The following is a 15,135-nucleotide window of genomic DNA, read 5'->3' as shown; positions in this document are numbered from 1 at the left end:
TTTAGGGGGCGTGTCGCGCAGCGCGATAGCCGGCGGGTCTGTTGGCACTTGTCGTTCACAGCTGGCTATGATGGGCTTTCGCCGCGAACGCGTTGTCAGGCGGCTTTGCATAATGACAAGCGCAGCGAAACCCATCAGGCCAGTCGCGAATAAAGCTACACGCTCGCCGCGGCCGCCGTCGTGTCCATCAGGTGCGAACGGTAGCGGTCGCGCAGCGTTTTCTTGTCGATCTTGCCTGTGGCAGTGAGCGGTACCGTGTCGATGATCACCGCATCAGGCATCCACCATTTGACGATCTGTGGCTCAAGGTAGCTGAGTACCGCCTCGGCGCAGATATCGGCATCGTCATGGGGCTCAATGATCAACACTGGACGCTCTTCCCACTTGGGATGCGCCACGCCCACTACCGCGGCGATGCGCACGCCAGGGCAGCCCACGGCGATGTTTTCGATGTCGATGGAGCTGATCCATTCACCGCCGGATTTGATCACGTCCTTGCTGCGATCGGTGATACGCATGTAACCGTTGGGATCAAGGGTCGCAATGTCACCAGTGTCGAACCAGCCGTCCTCGTTCAACGCACTGGTCTCGGTGCGGAAGTAGCGCTCGATGGTCCAAGGGCCGCGGACCAGTAGTGCCCCAGAGCTGGTTCCGTCGTGAGGCAGTTCGTTGCCCGCTTCGTCGATGATCTTCAGCTCGATGCCGAATTGCAGGCGCCCCTGGCGGGTCCAGATCGCTTCGTTGGTGGCTGCCTCTCCCATGGCTGTGAGCTTGGGCGTCGGAGTGGCGACCACGCCGAGCGGGCTGGTCTCGGTCATGCCCCAGAGCTGGCGGACGCTGACGCCATAGCGGGTCTCGAATTTCTCGGCAAGCGCCCTGGGTACGGCCGATCCGGCGATGACCAGACACTTGAGCTTGCCGGTGTTCTCACCGGTGCGCTCCAGGTAGTTGAGGTACATGGTCCAGATTGTCGGTACGCCACCGGAGAAGGTGACGCCTTCGGTCTGAATCAGCTCCTGCAGGCTGGCGCCGTCCATCTTGTCGCAGGGCAACACGAACTTGCAGCCGTTGATCGCAGCGGTGAACGGTACACCCCAGGCGGTGGCATGGTAGAGCGAAGAGCAGGGCATGATGCAGTCGAACGCGGAGAAGCCGAAGGCGCCGGTGAGGCCCGCCGCCATGGCATGCAGGACCACGGAGCGGTGGCTATACACCACGCCTTTCGGGTTGCCGGTGGTGCCGGAGGTATAGCACAGCATCGCACCCGCGTTTTCATCGAACTGTGGCCAGTCGGTAATCGGTTCCTGTTCGGCTATGAGCGTTTCATAGCTGAGCGCACCCACTTCGCCGGGCTCGGTGCGTTGCGCGTCGGAGAGCATGATGAACGTGTGGATGTGTTCCAGCCGTGGTCGTACGCGCTCGACCACGGCGAGAAAGTTGCGATCGAACAGCAGCACACCGCTACCTGCGTGGTTCAGCGTGTAAATGATTTGCTCGTCGGAAAGACGTGGATTGGCGGTGTGCAAGACGGCGCCAATGCCGGGAACGGCGAAGAACAGCTCGAAATGACGATGGGTGTTCCAGGCCATAGACGAAACCAAGTCGCCGGGCTGCACACCGAGGCTGCGCAGCATCGACGCGGCCTGGCCGGTGCGCCTCGCCAGGCCTGCGTAGTCGTAACGCCACATGGGTTCGTCCACTAGCCGCGAAACGATTTCCCGGTCGCCATGGGCCGTGGCCGCGTGGGTTAGGATGCCGCTGATCATCAGCGGAGTCTGCTGCATCGTACCTTTGAGCATCTTCGTATCCTTCTTATTGTTGTCTGGATGGCGGTCGCGCTTGCCGTCATCTGCCGCTCGGAATACTGCTTCGAGGTGTTTCGTCTTACTGTCTGGTGCCGGGCCTTGATCGCCAGCAGGCTGGTTCCTACAAGGGTGGGATACCGAAATCGATCAGGGCCGTAGACCATCGATCGCAACTCGATGAAGTGTAGGAGCCAGCTTGCTGGCGATCCCGTACCGCACGGCTTCCTGATCGGTAGCAAACCTAGGCGTGCCCTTATTTCCTGCCACAGGAGAGTTGATCACAACCCGTAATTATTCAACTCTCGCGCAATTAACAACCTCTGAATTTCACTCGATCCCTCGTAAATCTGCGTAATGCGCGCGTCGCGGTAGTAGCGTTCGACCGGGTAATCTTCAAGATAGCCATAGCCGCCGTGGATCTGCATGGCCTTCGAACAGACATACTCGGCCACTTCCGAGGCGAACAGCTTGGCCTGGGAGGCTTCCGACAGGCATGGCAGGTTGGCGCTGCGCAGGCGGGCGGCGTGCAGGATCAGCAGGCGAGCGGCGTTGAGCCGCGTATGCATGTCGGCCAGCATGTTGGCCACGCTCTGGTGCTCGATGATTGGCTTGTCGAACTGGATACGCTCACGGGCGTAGCCAAGTGCCGCTTCGAATGCCGCGCGGGCGATGCCCAATGCCTGGGCGCCGATGCCGATGCGTCCGCCTTCGAGGTTGGACAGGGCGATTGCCAGGCCCTTGCCACGCGGGCCAAGCAGGTTGGCTTCTGGAATGCGGCAATCGCGCAGGCTGACACCGCACGTATCCGACGCGCGGATGCCCATTTTGCTTTCCATGCGATCGACGACAAAACCAGGGTTGTCGGTGGGCACAAGAAACGCCGACAGGCCTTTCTTGCCCAAGTCGGGATCGGTCACTGCAAACACAATGGCGATCTTGGCGCGTTTGCCGTTGCTAACGAATTGCTTGGCACCGTTGATCACCCACTCGCCGTTTTCCAGCACGGCGCGGGTGCGAAGATTGTGGGCTTCGGAGCCGGCCTGGGGCTCGGTCAATGCAAAGCAGCCGATGGCGCGGCCCGCAGCCAGATCGGGCAGCCATTCGTCCTGCTGCTCCGGCGTGCCGTATTTGAGGATGGGACCGCAGCCGACCGAGCTGTGAATACTCATCAACGCGCCGATGGCGCCGTCGCCGGCAGAAATTTCTTCGACCGCCAGCGCGTAAGCGACGTAGTCGATATAGGTGCCGCCCCATTGTTCGGGAACGATCATGCCGAGTAGGCCAAGCTCGCCCAGTTGGGTCACGGTGTCGTCGCCGATCCAACCGGCCTGTTCCCAGGCCTGAGCCTTCGGTGCGATCTCGGCGCGGGCGAAGTTGCGCGCCATGTCGCGGATCATCCGCTGTTCTTCACTCAGTTCGATGTCTTGCATATCTGGTCCCTCATCGTTGGCAGGCCGTGAGAACCGCTTGCCTCGCCTAGGTATTCATCGGCCTTTCTACGCCAGCGAAGAAGCCGGCAACGCGCTGCGGTGTCACTTCGCTCAGCGTAGGTGGGTTCCAGCGCGGATCCTTGTCCTTGTCGACAATCAGCGCACGGACGCCCTCAATGATGTCGCCCTGGTCGAACCACTGTCGGTCCAGGTGCAGCTCCATGCGAAAGCACTCGGCCAGGGGCAGCTCGCGCCCGCGACGGAGCATTTCCAGCGTGACGCTGATCGCCAGCGGCGAACGGCTGTCGATGACTTTGAGGGTTTCGGCCGCCCAGTCGCGATACTCCGGGCGACTTTCACTGTCCAGAGAGTCGCGGATGGCAGCGATGCTTTCATGGCTGAAATGCTTTTCGATGGCCGGGAACAGCGTCTTGAAGGGTGCGTCCGGAAGCTCCTTACAGCCCATGGAGGCGAGCAGGGCGCTGAGTACTTCGCTGGCCGGCGTACTCCAGTTTTGCTCGTCCAAGCGCTGTTCCAGCTCGGCGAAGCGCTCATGGGGCACGCAGTAATCGGCGAGTCCGGCGTAGAGCGCATCGGCCGAGCCGACGTGATTGCCGGTCACACCCATGTAAATGCCGAGATTGCCTGGCAGTCGGGGCAAGAAATAACTGCCCCCGACATCCGGGAAGTAACCGATGCCAACTTCCGGCATGCCCATTCGCGTGCGCTCGGAAATCACCCGCAGCGAAGCGCCTTGGGCCAACCCCATACCGCCGCCGAGCACAAAGCCGGTCATTAACGCCAGCAGCGGTTTGCTGTAGGCGTGAATATATTGGTCGAGGGCATATTCCTCCTCGAAGAAAACGCGGTGCAGGCTTTCACCGTTCTGGTAGCTGTCGTACAGCGAGCGGATGTCGCCGCCAGCGCAGAAGGCTTTCTCACCGGCGGCGCGCAACACCACGGCGACCACGTCCTGGTCATCCGCCCAGTCCTGCAGTTGGCGATGAAGGCTTTGTACCATCGGCAGCGTTACGGCGTTCAGTCCGGCCGGACGGTTGAGGGTGAGGTAGCCGACGCGGTTGCGGACCTCGATCAGTACCGGCGCTTCAGCCTGGGTCATGCTCAATGCTCCTGACGGTAGAGTTTGATGATCGCGGAGAAATCCAGTGCACCATGGCCCTGCATGCTGAAGGCCTGGTACAGCTGCTGCGCGAGACCACCGAGGATAACCGGCTGGCGCACCTGTTTGGCTGCTTCACTGGCAAGTCCGAGATCTTTCAGCATGAGGTCGGTGCCGAAACCGCCACTGTAGCCGCGTGAGGCTGGGCTGTTTTCCACTACGCCGGGGATGGGATTGTAGACTTCCGAGCTCCAGCAACGACCGCTGGATGAGTTGATTACGTCGGCTAGCACCTTGGCATCCATCCCCAGCGCGACGCCCAGTGACATGGCTTCGGCCGCGCCGATCATCGAGATGCCCAGCAACATGTTGTTGGCAACCTTGGCTACTTGACCGTTACCGCTGCCACCGCAGTGGACGATGTTCTTCCCCATATTCGCGAGGATCGGCCGAGCCGTTTGAAAGTCTGCGTCGCTGCCACCGACCATGAACGTCAGGGTGCCGGCCGCCGCGCCGACCGTGCCGCCGGAGACGGGGGCGTCGAGCATCGGGTTGCCGTTATTTTCCGCGGCGGCGGCAACTTCGCGCGCGCTCATGGGATCGATGGTAGAGCAGTCGATCAGCAGCACACCGGCCGGCACGTGAGCCAGCAGGCCGTCCTCGCCGAGATAAACCTGTTTTACATGTGCGGCCGCCGGCAGCATGGTGATGATTGCCTCGACCCCCGCCTGGGCAATGGCGGAGGGAGAAGTGGCTTCCTTAGCGCCGGCTGCCACCAGCCCGGAGACGGCAGTGGCGGAAAGATCATAGACGCTGATCTGATGACCGGCTTTTAGCAGATTGTGGGCCATGGGCCCGCCCATGTTGCCGAGTCCGAGAAAACCGATATGCATGGCCGTTTCCTTCTTGTTATTGATTGGCGGTTGAGCGGCGCCGCGACCAACGGGCACGGCGCCGGCCACGGTTACTTCAGGTTGATGGTGGTGTTCACCGGCCCGCCGACTTCGTTCTCGTCGAACCAGCGCTGGGTGACCGTCTTGGTCTGAGTGTAGAACTGCACCACCTGCTTGCCATACGGGCCGAGGTCACCAAGCTTGGAAGCGCGCGAGCCAGTGAACGAGAACATGGGCACCGGCACCGGAATCGGCACATTGATGCCCACCTGGCCAACGTCAATTTCCTCCTGGAAATGCCGGGCCGCAGCCCCGGAGCGGGTGAAGAGGGCGGTGCCGTTGCCGTTGGGATTGGCATTGATCAGCTCGATAGCCTGGTCGAGGGTATCGACCTGCATCACGCACAGCACCGGACCGAAGATTTCCTCGCGGTAAATGCTCATTTCGGGCGTCACGCCAGAGAAGATGGTCGGCCCAACGAAGTTGCCTTTGTCGTAGCCAGCCACTTGCGGGTTGCGACCGTCCAGCGCCAGCTCCGCGCCTTCGGCGACACCGCGCTCGATCAGCGAACTGATGCGATCCAGCGCTGCGCAGGACACCACCGGGCCGACATCGGTGCCGCTTTCGGCGCCTGCGTTGATCTTCAGTGTTTTCGCCTTGGCGATCAGATCCGGTAGCCAGCTCTGCGCCTCGCCCACCAGGATCAGCACCGACAGCGCCATGCAGCGCTGACCGGCCGCGCCGAATGCAGCCCCGGTCAGGTTGTTGAGGGTCTGCTCCTTGTGCGCGTCGGGCAGGATGATGCCGTGGTTCTTCGCGCCCATCATGCACTGAACGCGCTTGCCGGCCTGACTCGCACGGTTGTAGACATGGGTGCCAACCTTGGTCGACCCAACGAAGGAGACGGCCTTGATATCCGGGTGATCGCAGATCAGATTCACTGCGTCGGCGCCACCATGGATGACGTTGAGCACGCCCGGCGGCACGCCAGCTTCGATGGCTAGCTCAGCCAGGCGCATGGTGACCATCGGATCCTGCTCGGACGGCTTGAGGACGAAGGTATTGCCGGTGGCGATGGCCATCGGAAACATCCATAGCGGGATCATTGCCGGGAAATTGAACGGGGTGATGCCGGCGCAGACGCCGAGCGGCTGCAGCAGGGTGTAGGTGTCGACGCCGGTGGCGACATTGTTGGCCAGCTCACCCAGCTGCAGGTTGCCGATACCTGCCGCGTGTTCGACCACTTCCAGCCCGCGGAAGACGTCACCCTCGGCATCCGGCAAGGTCTTGCCCTGCTCGGCGGTGAGGATAGCTGCCAGCTCCTTCATGTTCTCGCGGATGAGCTGCTGATACTTGAGAAATATCCGCGAGCGCGCGCCGATGGGCGTCTTGCGCCAGGTCTTGAAGGCTTCTTTGGCGGCGGCGACCGCAGCGTTCATTTCCGAATCGGTGGCGAAGGGCACGCGAGCGAGCACTTCCTGCGTCGCCGGATTGACGATGTCTCGCCACTCGCTGGTGGACGACTCAACCAGCTCGCCGCCGATCAGGAGTTTGACAGTGGGGATGGCACTTGACTGGTTCATGGTAGGCCCTCGGCGGTTGTTGTTATTTGAGTACATCGGATCGATCAAGCATTCCCTGATCCTAGAGTGCAAATTTGTCCAAGACAATACGGTTTAACGCATACCTGATCTGCATAAATGCACAACGAGTTGGTCATAGATTATCTCGACGGCGAGATGCCACACCGCGCCGTTGCGATGCTCAGCACTGGCAACGCAAGATTCGATTGAGGCTCTGGAGATAACTATAGATGTGCTGACCACCAGCAGCGCATCGAATGGCTGGCCCGATCACAGGGCAATGCATTGCCGAAGTATCCGCTCCTGTTCCTCAGAGATTTAAGACTGGTGGGATGGGTCAACGCTGCGCGACGTCCTCTTGTTGCACAAGCCGTTCTTCTTCAGTTCTGGCGGAAGGGGATACAGGGCGCTGGAGCTTGTCGCGGGCTGGTCGCGGCAAGCCCGCATCGACGGGCCTGCCGGATAACCTGCCTATAAAAGGCGCTACTGCCCCTGTGTCACGAACGCCGAATTGCCGGAACCGGTCTGCATGATGACCGCACTCTCTTGCGTCACGCTGGCAGAGGTTCCAATCTGAACCAGCGACGCGTAGTTCTCCGTGCCGGTCTGTCGAATGTCGCCGCTACCGTAGTAGCCCGTCTGGTCGACATCGATTTCGTTGCGTGTACCGTTCTGGTCGATGAGCAGGCTGCTGCCGTCGAAGCCCTGTTGAATGTCGACCCGGTTATAGTCACCGGTAGAAGTGCCAACCACCGACGTTGAGCGGCCGCCATGCTGTGCGGTCAGTTCGTTCCCTGTGCCGTCCTGGGTGAAGGTGAAGGTTCCGAAACCACTGTTCTCGACCACATTGGCAACGTTGCTCGTACCGATCTGAGTCAGTTGCACGTCACCTGCGCTGTACTGACTGGATTGCTGGGTGAGCGAGGCCTGGTTGCCCGTGCCGTTTTGGCTGACGGTGGCAGATGCACCGGAGAATCCGCCATCCTGCTGCAAGTCGATGGCGTTGGCGGTTCCAGTCTGGCTTGTATAGGCCGAGCTATTGCCGAGCTGCTCGACCAGTAACGTATTGTCTTCGCCAACCTGTGTGGCGCCGAGATGGTTGGCGGTCAGTTGCTGCGAGGCGTCAACCACGTTCCGCAGCCCATCCTGGTCAATCGTTGCGCTATTGGCTGCTCCATCGATCTGCTCGATATAGGCCAGATTGTCAGTGCCGACCTGAGAAATCGCCACGGTGTGGCCGATGTCGCCATAGGCGGCCTGATAGACCGTAGCGCGGTTGTAGCTGCCGTCCTGAGACACGTCCGCCTGGCTGGCTCTGCCGTCCTGTTCGATGGTGGTTAAGTTACCGACGCCACGTTGCTCACTCGTGGAGGTCAGCTCCGATCCGTTCTGCAGCGTATAGACAATGTTGGCGTCGCCATCCTGCACTTGACTGCTGAGATTGTCCGTTCCGTTCTGCTGCATTACATCAGCGTAGTTATCGCTGCCGGTCTGGTCTTGCGTGGATTCGTTGAGGGCAGAAGCCTGATTCGCTACCAGTACCGCAATAGCGCCTGCTAGAAGTGTTTTTGTTGTGAGCATGTTCAGATTCCTTGATGGCTGGAGATCGGCTTTTAACCGGCACACTTACGCCCTGAAATCCGCCTTTCAGTCTATAGCGGTTGAACGGGGGATTAAGCCGCGATTCGATGTGGCTGAAAGCCTGATAAAACGCTCCAGGCGGCCCGGACCGCCACCGTTCTGCTTTGTATTTATTTGAAATAAGCGGCGGCTTCGTTTGCTTAATCCGTACGTGCGTTGGCCTAACGAGGCGGAGAAACTACTCGAAATTTTCTGTCGACCAACGGACCATAAGCCACCGATACCATTGCGCGCTTCTACGAGCGTCGCTAATCGAAAGAGGAAAAGCATGAACAGTAAGGTCGTTTTCATCACCGGTGCCACCTCTGGATTTGGTCGCGCCACCGCTCGCCGATTTGCTGAAGCGGGCTGGTCGCTGGTGCTCACCGGTCGCCGCGCCGAACGCCTGGACGCCTTGAAGGAGGAACTGGCCAGCAAGGTCCCGGTGCATGTCGCCACCCTGGACGTACGCAAGCACGAAGCGGTTAAGGAAGTCGTCGCCACGCTGCCGGAAGCCTTCCGCGCAGTGACCTGCCTGGTCAATAACGCGGGTCTCGCCCTGGCTCCGGAGCCGTCGCAGAAGACTGATCTGAATGATTGGCACACCATGATCGATACCAATATCACCGGTCTGGTCAACGTCACCCATGCGCTTCTGCCAACGCTGATCGAGACCGGCAAGGGCGCCAGCATCGTCAATATCGGCTCGGTTGCCGGGCAATGGCCGTATCCGGGTAGCCATGTGTATGGCGCCAGCAAGGCGTTCGTCCAACAGTTCAGCTACAACCTGCGCTGCGACCTGATCGCCACTGGCGTGCGGGTCACGGACATCGCTCCAGGCATGGCTGAAACCGAGTTCACTCTAGTCCGGACCAAGGGCAACCAGGCGGCTTCCGATGCGCTCTACGGCACTACCACGCCGCTGACAGCTGAGGATATCGCCGAGCAGATCTTCTACGTGGCTACGCTTCCTGCGCATATCAATATCAACCGGCTGGAAATCATGCCGTCGCGTCAGGCCTGGGCTGGTTTTGCCGTGGATCGCGACAAGTAACTACCAGGCTGCAGTCAGAAACGGCGCGGCTCGGGTCGCGCGCGCTGGTTCGGTACTTCCGTCTACCGCACGTGGCGGTATCGCGTGGCTTAGGTCGCTGCGTGTGTTTGTGGTGTGATCGTCCGAGCCGCCTCATTGCGTTCGGTGTCGCGCAGGTATTGGGCGGAGAGAGTCGGAGTCAGTATGGGACAGAGAGCAGATAGGCGGGGTTGAAGCAGGCGCTGCGCCCACGAAGGACGTCAGCGGCCCGGGATTCGAATGCGGTGCTTAGTTCACTGCATCTTTCAGCGACTTGCCTGGCTTGAAGCCTGGCAGCTTGGCCGCGGAGATCTTGATCGTCGCGCCTGTCTGCGGGTTGCGACCGTCACGAGCGGCGCGCTCCTTGACGGCAAAGGTGCCGAAACCGACCAGTGTCACGCTGTCACCGTTCTGCAAGGTATTGGTTACGCTTTCGGTGAAGGCATCCAATACACGGATGGCGGTGCTCTTCGGAACATCGGCGGAGGCTGCGATCGCTTCAATCAACTCGGCTTTATTCACGGGTGTGGCTCCAGGTTGGGATGGGTGGACAGTATAAGCAGCGTCTCGCTCCGTCGCCTGCGGCAATTTTCCTCTTTTGTAAAAATATCCCGCGCGGGCCGACAAATCGCATGTTTAGCTGATCCAGACGCTTCTGTCTGGACAGCTGCTTTTCGGCATCGGTTCAGCGCTCACCCGACCATCGGCGGCGCTGGCGACGGTCCGCCTGTTATTAGTGAAGCCCGAAGTGGGGCCTGCCTTGGCGGGGTTGCGCCGTTCGTAGCGCTGCTGACCGAAGCGGCAATCATCATGGCCCTTGGTGCGCACCGATGCCATGCTAGACGCCTGCACGCCTATTCCGAGCTCGTATGAACAAAACCCATCTCCTTCCGCTGATCATCGAGACGCTAGAGGCCGATCTGGCTATTGCCAGGGATGCGCTGAAGGCTTCCCACGAGGCGGCAACGCATGCCGAGAGCAAGGCCGAAAACAAGTACGACACCCGTGGCCTTGAGGCCGCCTACCTGGCGGACGGTCAGCGTCGGCGGGTCCATGAGATCGAGGCCGCGCTGTCCAGCTACCGCAACCTGCCGGTGCGCTCCTTGGTGGGTGAAACGATCAAGCTAGGTGCGCTGGTATCTCTGGAGCTCGCGGGTGACTGTCGTTGGGTCTTTCTGGGGCCGGACGCCGCAGGATTACGGGTGGCTGTGGACAACACCGAGGTGTTGGTAATTTCGCCACGCTCACCCCTGGGGCAGGCGCTGCTCGGTCGACGCGAAGGTGATGACGTCGAGGTACAGGTGAATGGCCGGCGTCAGCAGTACGAGGTGATATCGGTCTGTTAACGAAGATATTTGTCATTCGGGTAACCAGCGATGATGGAGGAACTGAAAGCGTCGATGAACCTGTCCGATAAGCTTATGTATCGGCTATTTGAGAGCTAAACCTATAGCGACATATAAGCTGCGTAGGCGTCGGATTTGGCCTTCAGCGGACCTGTAGCAGGGCAGCCGGCGCGTCAGCGGCAGTTGTGCTGCGTTCACGACTTGCTACCTGAGGTCGGTCTATGTCCCAACGGTCCGCGCCTGCACTGGCCGCCGCCCTTGGCCAGGCGGTCGGGTCGTGACAATCAGCCAATGGTCATCAGGCTCGCATTGCCGCCAGCCGCGGCAGTGTTGATGCTCAGCGCACGCTCGATCAGCAGACGCTCCAGTGGGATGTCGGTTTCGCCTGGAGCCAGGCCTTGCACGCCAACGATGGGACCGCTGCGACGCGAGAGGCTCTGGCTGACATCAAGCAGCTGATCGGGATTGCCGTGGTGAAGCACCGCATCGAAGCGCACTGCATCGCTGGTCCAATCCGCAACGCGGGCGATTCGAGCTCGTGCCGCTTGCGGCAGCTGGGTGATCACGTCCTTGCCGGGCGGGGCATCTGGCGTAACCGCTTCACTACCCACAGCCAATACTGCGGCGATCTGTATCAGCAGATCCTCCGCGTTCTCGGCCAGACACAGCACGTACTCGCGAGGCAGCAGGCTATAGCTGTTGCGCTCGCCGGTGGGGCCATCGAGCAATCGCGTTGTGCCGCTCTGGGATTGCTCGGCGTAGCGGTCGCAAAGCGCCGCCAGCTCGCTTCGGCCGTTATCCTGCGCCCATTGTCTGAACTGCCGGGCGGCATCGGTCTGCACAGAGGATTGCTGCACCTCGGGCAATGTCTGCGTGCCGCCGAAGTCCAACGCGCGCAGCAGTGCGTCGTGTGGCCGCTCCGATAGCAGGCGATACAGATACAACGGGCCGCCGGCTTTGGGCCCGGTGCCGGACAGCCCTTCGCCGCCGAACGGCTGCACGCCCACCACCGCACCGACGATGTTGCGATTGACATAGAGATTGCCAACCTTGGCGCAGTCAATGACCTTGGCAATGGTTTCGTCAATGCGGGTGTGTACGCCCAGGGTCAATCCGTAACCGGCGGCGTTGATCTGCTCCAGCAGTTGGTCCAGCTCGGCACGGCGATAGCGCAACACATGCAGCACCGGCCCGAATATTTCCTGCTGTAGCTCATCGAGACGCTCCAGCTCGATCAGCGTTGGGGTGACGTAGGTGCCGAGGGCACATTCCTGCTCGTCGATGCGGGCCATCTGATGCACCCGGCGGCCTTTATCGCGCATCGCCTGGAGGTGACGCTCGATGTTGTCTCGCGCTTCAGCGTCTATAACCGGGCCGACATCCACCGCAAGCCGCTGCGGATTGCCCATGCGCGTCTCGGCCATGGCACCCTTGAGCATGCCGATGACCCGCTCGGCGACGTCTTCCTGGACGCAGAGCACGCGCAGCGCCGAGCAGCGTTGACCGGCGCTGTCGAAGGCTGAGGCCATCACGTCCATCACGACCTGTTCGGTCAGAGCCGAGGAATCGACGATCATCGCGTTTTGCCCGCCTGTTTCGGCGATCAGCGGAATGCTCCGACCGCGCTCATCCAACCGCCCGGCAATGCTGCGTTGCAGAATCGAGGCAACTGCAGTGGAACCGGTGAACATGACGCCGCGGACACGCTCATCGGCCACCAGCCGTGCACCGACGGTTTCGCCGCGCCCGGGCAGAAGCTGCAGGGCGCCCTTGGGAACGCCGGCCTCATGCAGGATCTGCACGCCCAACGTGGCGATCAACGGCGTCTGCTCTGCCGGTTTGGCCAATACCGTATTGCCGGCGCCCAGCGCGGCGCAGACCTGCCCGGTGAAGATCGCCAGGGGGAAATTCCAAGGGCTGATACAGACCACCGGGCCGAGTGGGTGATGGGTGTCGTTGTCGAAATTGCTGCGCACCTCGGTGCCATAGAAGCGCAAGAAATCCACCGCTTCGCGAACCTCAGCGATGGCGTTGACGTATGACTTGCCCGCTTCACGGATGAGTACGCCCATCAATTGCTGCATGCGTTGTTCCATCAGCTCCGCCGCCCTGTCGAGCGCCGCCGCGCGCTCGACAGGTGGAGTGGACCGCCAGAGGCTGGCGTTGTCCTGCGCGCAGCGCAGCGCGTTGTCGACATCGTCTTCGCTGGCTTCCTGCACCAGCCCGACCACGTCTCGATGGTCCGCCGGGTTGAGTAAGGGTTCGGCCGGTGTTATCGAGGCGTTCTCGCAGCCGAGCAGCGCAGCCGCGATATGGCGCTGATGTGTACTGGCGAGCAGGGCGGAGGAGAGCGAGGCCAGGCGCTGTTCGTTAGAAAGGTCGAGGCCGCACGAATTGAGGCGTGTGTCCCCGTAAAGATTTCTGGGCAGCGGGATCCGCGGGTGAGGCAGCCCGAGCGCGCCTTCCGCGGCGAGCATCTGCTCCACCGTTAGCACCGGGTCGGCCACTAGCTCTTCCAGCGAAATACTTTTATCGGCGATGCGGTTGACGAATGAGGTGTTGGCGCCGTTTTCAAGCAGTCTGCGCACCAGATAGGCCAGCAACGTCTCGTGGCTGCCGACCGGTGCGTAGATACGGCACGGCCGGTTCAGCCGCTCGCTGCCCTTGCCGACGACCTGCTCGTAGAGCGGCTCGCCCATGCCGTGCAGGCACTGGAATTCATACTGGCCGGGGTAATAGTTCTGTCCGGCGAGGTGGTACACGGCGGCCAGGGTGTGGGCGTTGTGAGTGGCGAATTGTGGATAGATCGCCTCCGGTGCCGCAAGCAGCTTGCGTGCACAAGCAATGAAGGACACATCGGTGTAGGCCTTGCGGGTATAGACCGGGTAGCCCTCCAACCCGTTGATCTGCGCCAGCTTTATTTCGCTGTCCCAGTAGGCGCCCTTGACCAGGCGAATCATCAGCCGATGCCGGCTGCGTTTAGCTAGATCGATCAGATAATCCACCACGTACGGGCAGCGCTTCTGATAGGCCTGGATGACGAAGCCGATGCCATTCCAGTCGCTCAATGAGGATTCGAAGCAGAGCCGTTCGAGTAGATCCAGCGACAGCTCGAGGCGGTCCGCTTCTTCCGCATCGATATTGATGCCGATGTCGTAGCGCTGCGCCAATTGCGTCAGCGACAGCAAGGTCGGGTAGAGCTCGTCCATAACGCGGTCATACTGCGCACGGCTGTAGCGGGGATGCAGCGCCGATAGCTTGATCGAGATGCCCGGTCCTTCATAGATGCCTCGCCCGCGCGAGGCCATGCCGATGGAGTGGATCGCCTGTTCGTACGACGCCAGATAGCGCCGTGCATCACCGGCGGTCAGGGCCGCCTCGCCGAGCATGTCGTAGGAATAGCGAAAACCCTTGGCTTCCATGGTTTGGGCGTTGGCGAGGGCTTCGTTGATGGTTTCGCCGGTCACGAACTGCTCGCCCATCAGCCGCATCGCCATGTCCACGCCCTTGCGGATCAGCGGCTCGCCGCCTTTGCCAATCAAACGGTTGAGCGAGGACGAAAGACTGGATTCGTTATGCGTGGCCACCAGTCTGCCGGTGAGCATCAGCCCCCAGGTCGCTGCATTGACGAATACTGACTGGCTGTTGCCCAAGTGAGGCTGCCAGTTGCCGGTGCTGATCTTGTCGCGAATCAGCGCATCGCGGGTGCCCTTGTCGGGCACGCGTAGCAGGGCTTCAGCGAGGCACATCAACGCCACGCCTTCCTGGGACGACAGCGAGAACTCCTGCAGCAATCCTTGCACCAGGCCCTGACGCCCACCGGCGCTTTTCTGATTGCGCAACTTCTCGGCGATACGCAGGGCCAGCTGGTGTGTGGCGCTGGCTTTTTCTGGCGACAGGCGTGCCTGTTCCAGCAGCATCGACAACGCCTCGGGCTCAGGTCGGCGGTAGGCTGCCGTTATGGCGGCGCGCAGCACAGGCTGCGGCAGGATGCTCTCGGCGAACTCGAGGAACGGTTGACGGCCGTGCCCGACAGCGACCGCCGGTTGCTTGGTGGCGCGCTCCCGGGGCGTAGCACCGAGGGGTTCTGCACCGTTTTCCAGATGTTCGAGGTACCGGAGCAGCGCCTGTTCTATCAGCTCCTGTGGCGTACGGCCGACCTGCCGGGCTGCCGCCTCGAGTCGATCACCGGTTGCCTCGTCGAGCTTGATGCCGAGCGTGGTGGTCTCCATATGCCTGCCCTCTGTCATGCGATGGCGGTGTGTC

At 61.3% G+C, this 15,135-nt stretch carries 11 protein-coding genes; 2 read left to right on the top strand and 9 right to left on the bottom strand.

Features of this window, described 5'->3' with window-relative positions:
• Positions 1-155: 155 nt before the first annotated feature.
• The 6 genes from H3028_RS12210 to H3028_RS12185 form a co-directional block, all read right to left on the bottom strand.
• Entirely contained in the window at positions 156-1,799 is a 1,644-nt protein-coding gene (locus tag H3028_RS12210; RefSeq protein WP_375154409.1) for a long-chain fatty acid--CoA ligase, read from the bottom strand.
• 284 nt (positions 1,800-2,083) lie between these two features.
• Positions 2,084-3,235, bottom strand: a complete 1,152-nt coding sequence (locus H3028_RS12205) for an acyl-CoA dehydrogenase family protein (protein WP_181297277.1) — start codon at positions 3,233-3,235, stop codon at positions 2,084-2,086.
• A 46-nt stretch (positions 3,236-3,281) separates the two neighbouring features.
• Entirely contained in the window at positions 3,282-4,355 is a 1,074-nt protein-coding gene (locus H3028_RS12200; RefSeq protein WP_181297276.1) for an enoyl-CoA hydratase/isomerase family protein, read from the bottom strand.
• 2 nt (positions 4,356-4,357) lie between these two features.
• Positions 4,358-5,248 carry a 3-hydroxyisobutyrate dehydrogenase gene (gene mmsB, locus H3028_RS12195; RefSeq protein ID WP_181297275.1) on the bottom strand — a complete coding sequence of 297 codons (891 nt, stop codon included), beginning with the start codon at positions 5,246-5,248 and terminating at the stop codon, positions 4,358-4,360.
• A 71-nt stretch (positions 5,249-5,319) separates the two neighbouring features.
• On the bottom strand, positions 5,320-6,831 hold the full coding sequence (locus H3028_RS12190) for a CoA-acylating methylmalonate-semialdehyde dehydrogenase (protein WP_181297274.1): 1,512 nt from the start codon (positions 6,829-6,831) through the stop codon (positions 5,320-5,322).
• 483 nt (positions 6,832-7,314) lie between these two features.
• Complete coding sequence (locus H3028_RS12185) at positions 7,315-8,412, bottom strand: hypothetical protein (RefSeq protein WP_181297273.1); 1,098 nt, start codon at positions 8,410-8,412, stop codon at positions 7,315-7,317.
• A gap of 328 nt (positions 8,413-8,740) precedes the next feature.
• On the opposite strand from H3028_RS12185, the gene H3028_RS12180 reads away from it, so the two are divergent.
• The gene (locus tag H3028_RS12180; RefSeq protein ID WP_181297272.1) at positions 8,741-9,505 is read left to right on the top strand and encodes an SDR family NAD(P)-dependent oxidoreductase; all 765 of its coding nucleotides are present in this window, start codon (positions 8,741-8,743) and stop codon (positions 9,503-9,505) included.
• Between the two features lie 267 nt (positions 9,506-9,772).
• Here the strand turns inward: H3028_RS12180 and H3028_RS12175 are convergent, their stop codons facing one another.
• On the bottom strand, positions 9,773-10,111 hold the full coding sequence (locus tag H3028_RS12175; protein ID WP_181297489.1) for an HU family DNA-binding protein: 339 nt from the start codon (positions 10,109-10,111) through the stop codon (positions 9,773-9,775).
• A 48-nt stretch (positions 10,112-10,159) separates the two neighbouring features.
• Entirely contained in the window at positions 10,160-10,360 is a 201-nt protein-coding gene (locus H3028_RS12170; RefSeq protein ID WP_181297271.1) for a hypothetical protein, read from the bottom strand.
• A gap of 32 nt (positions 10,361-10,392) precedes the next feature.
• Here H3028_RS12170 and H3028_RS12165 point away from each other — a divergent pair, with 32 nt between their 5' ends.
• Positions 10,393-10,869: a GreA/GreB family elongation factor gene (locus H3028_RS12165; RefSeq protein WP_181297270.1), complete on the top strand. Its 477-nt coding sequence runs from the start codon at positions 10,393-10,395 to the stop codon at positions 10,867-10,869.
• Between the two features lie 284 nt (positions 10,870-11,153).
• On the opposite strand, the gene putA is transcribed toward H3028_RS12165, so the two are convergent.
• A complete protein-coding gene (gene putA, locus H3028_RS12160) occupies positions 11,154-15,101 on the bottom strand; it encodes a trifunctional transcriptional regulator/proline dehydrogenase/L-glutamate gamma-semialdehyde dehydrogenase (RefSeq protein WP_181297269.1) in 3,948 nt (1,315 codons plus the stop codon).
• Positions 15,102-15,135 lie beyond the last annotated feature (34 nt).

Source organism: Pseudomonas sp. Q2-TVG4-2 (genome assembly GCF_013620795.1).
In the GTDB taxonomy this organism is placed as follows: Bacteria; Pseudomonadota; Gammaproteobacteria; order Pseudomonadales; family Pseudomonadaceae; genus Stutzerimonas.
The sequence above is the reverse complement of the archived record's forward strand: the minus strand, read 5'-3'. Positions and strand labels throughout refer to the sequence as shown.

Bases quoted from the DNA above. Each gene is read 5' to 3' on its own strand.
- H3028_RS12170 (WP_181297271.1), bottom strand. From the start codon at position 10,360: ATGGCATCGGTGCGCACCAAGGGCCATGATGATTGCCGCTTCGGTCAG.
- mmsB (WP_181297275.1), bottom strand. From the start codon at position 5,248: ATGCATATCGGTTTTCTCGGACTCGGCAACATGGGCGGGCCCATGGCC.
- H3028_RS12180 (WP_181297272.1), top strand. From the start codon at position 8,741: ATGAACAGTAAGGTCGTTTTCATCACCGGTGCCACCTCTGGATTTGGT.
- H3028_RS12210 (WP_375154409.1), bottom strand. From the start codon at position 1,799: ATGCTCAAAGGTACGATGCAGCAGACTCCGCTGATGATCAGCGGCATC.
- putA (WP_181297269.1), bottom strand. From the start codon at position 15,101: ATGGAGACCACCACGCTCGGCATCAAGCTCGACGAGGCAACCGGTGAT.
- H3028_RS12205 (WP_181297277.1), bottom strand. From the start codon at position 3,235: ATGCAAGACATCGAACTGAGTGAAGAACAGCGGATGATCCGCGACATG.
- H3028_RS12190 (WP_181297274.1), bottom strand. From the start codon at position 6,831: ATGAACCAGTCAAGTGCCATCCCCACTGTCAAACTCCTGATCGGCGGC.
- H3028_RS12165 (WP_181297270.1), top strand. From the start codon at position 10,393: ATGAACAAAACCCATCTCCTTCCGCTGATCATCGAGACGCTAGAGGCC.
- H3028_RS12200 (WP_181297276.1), bottom strand. From the start codon at position 4,355: ATGACCCAGGCTGAAGCGCCGGTACTGATCGAGGTCCGCAACCGCGTC.
- H3028_RS12185 (WP_181297273.1), bottom strand. From the start codon at position 8,412: ATGCTCACAACAAAAACACTTCTAGCAGGCGCTATTGCGGTACTGGTA.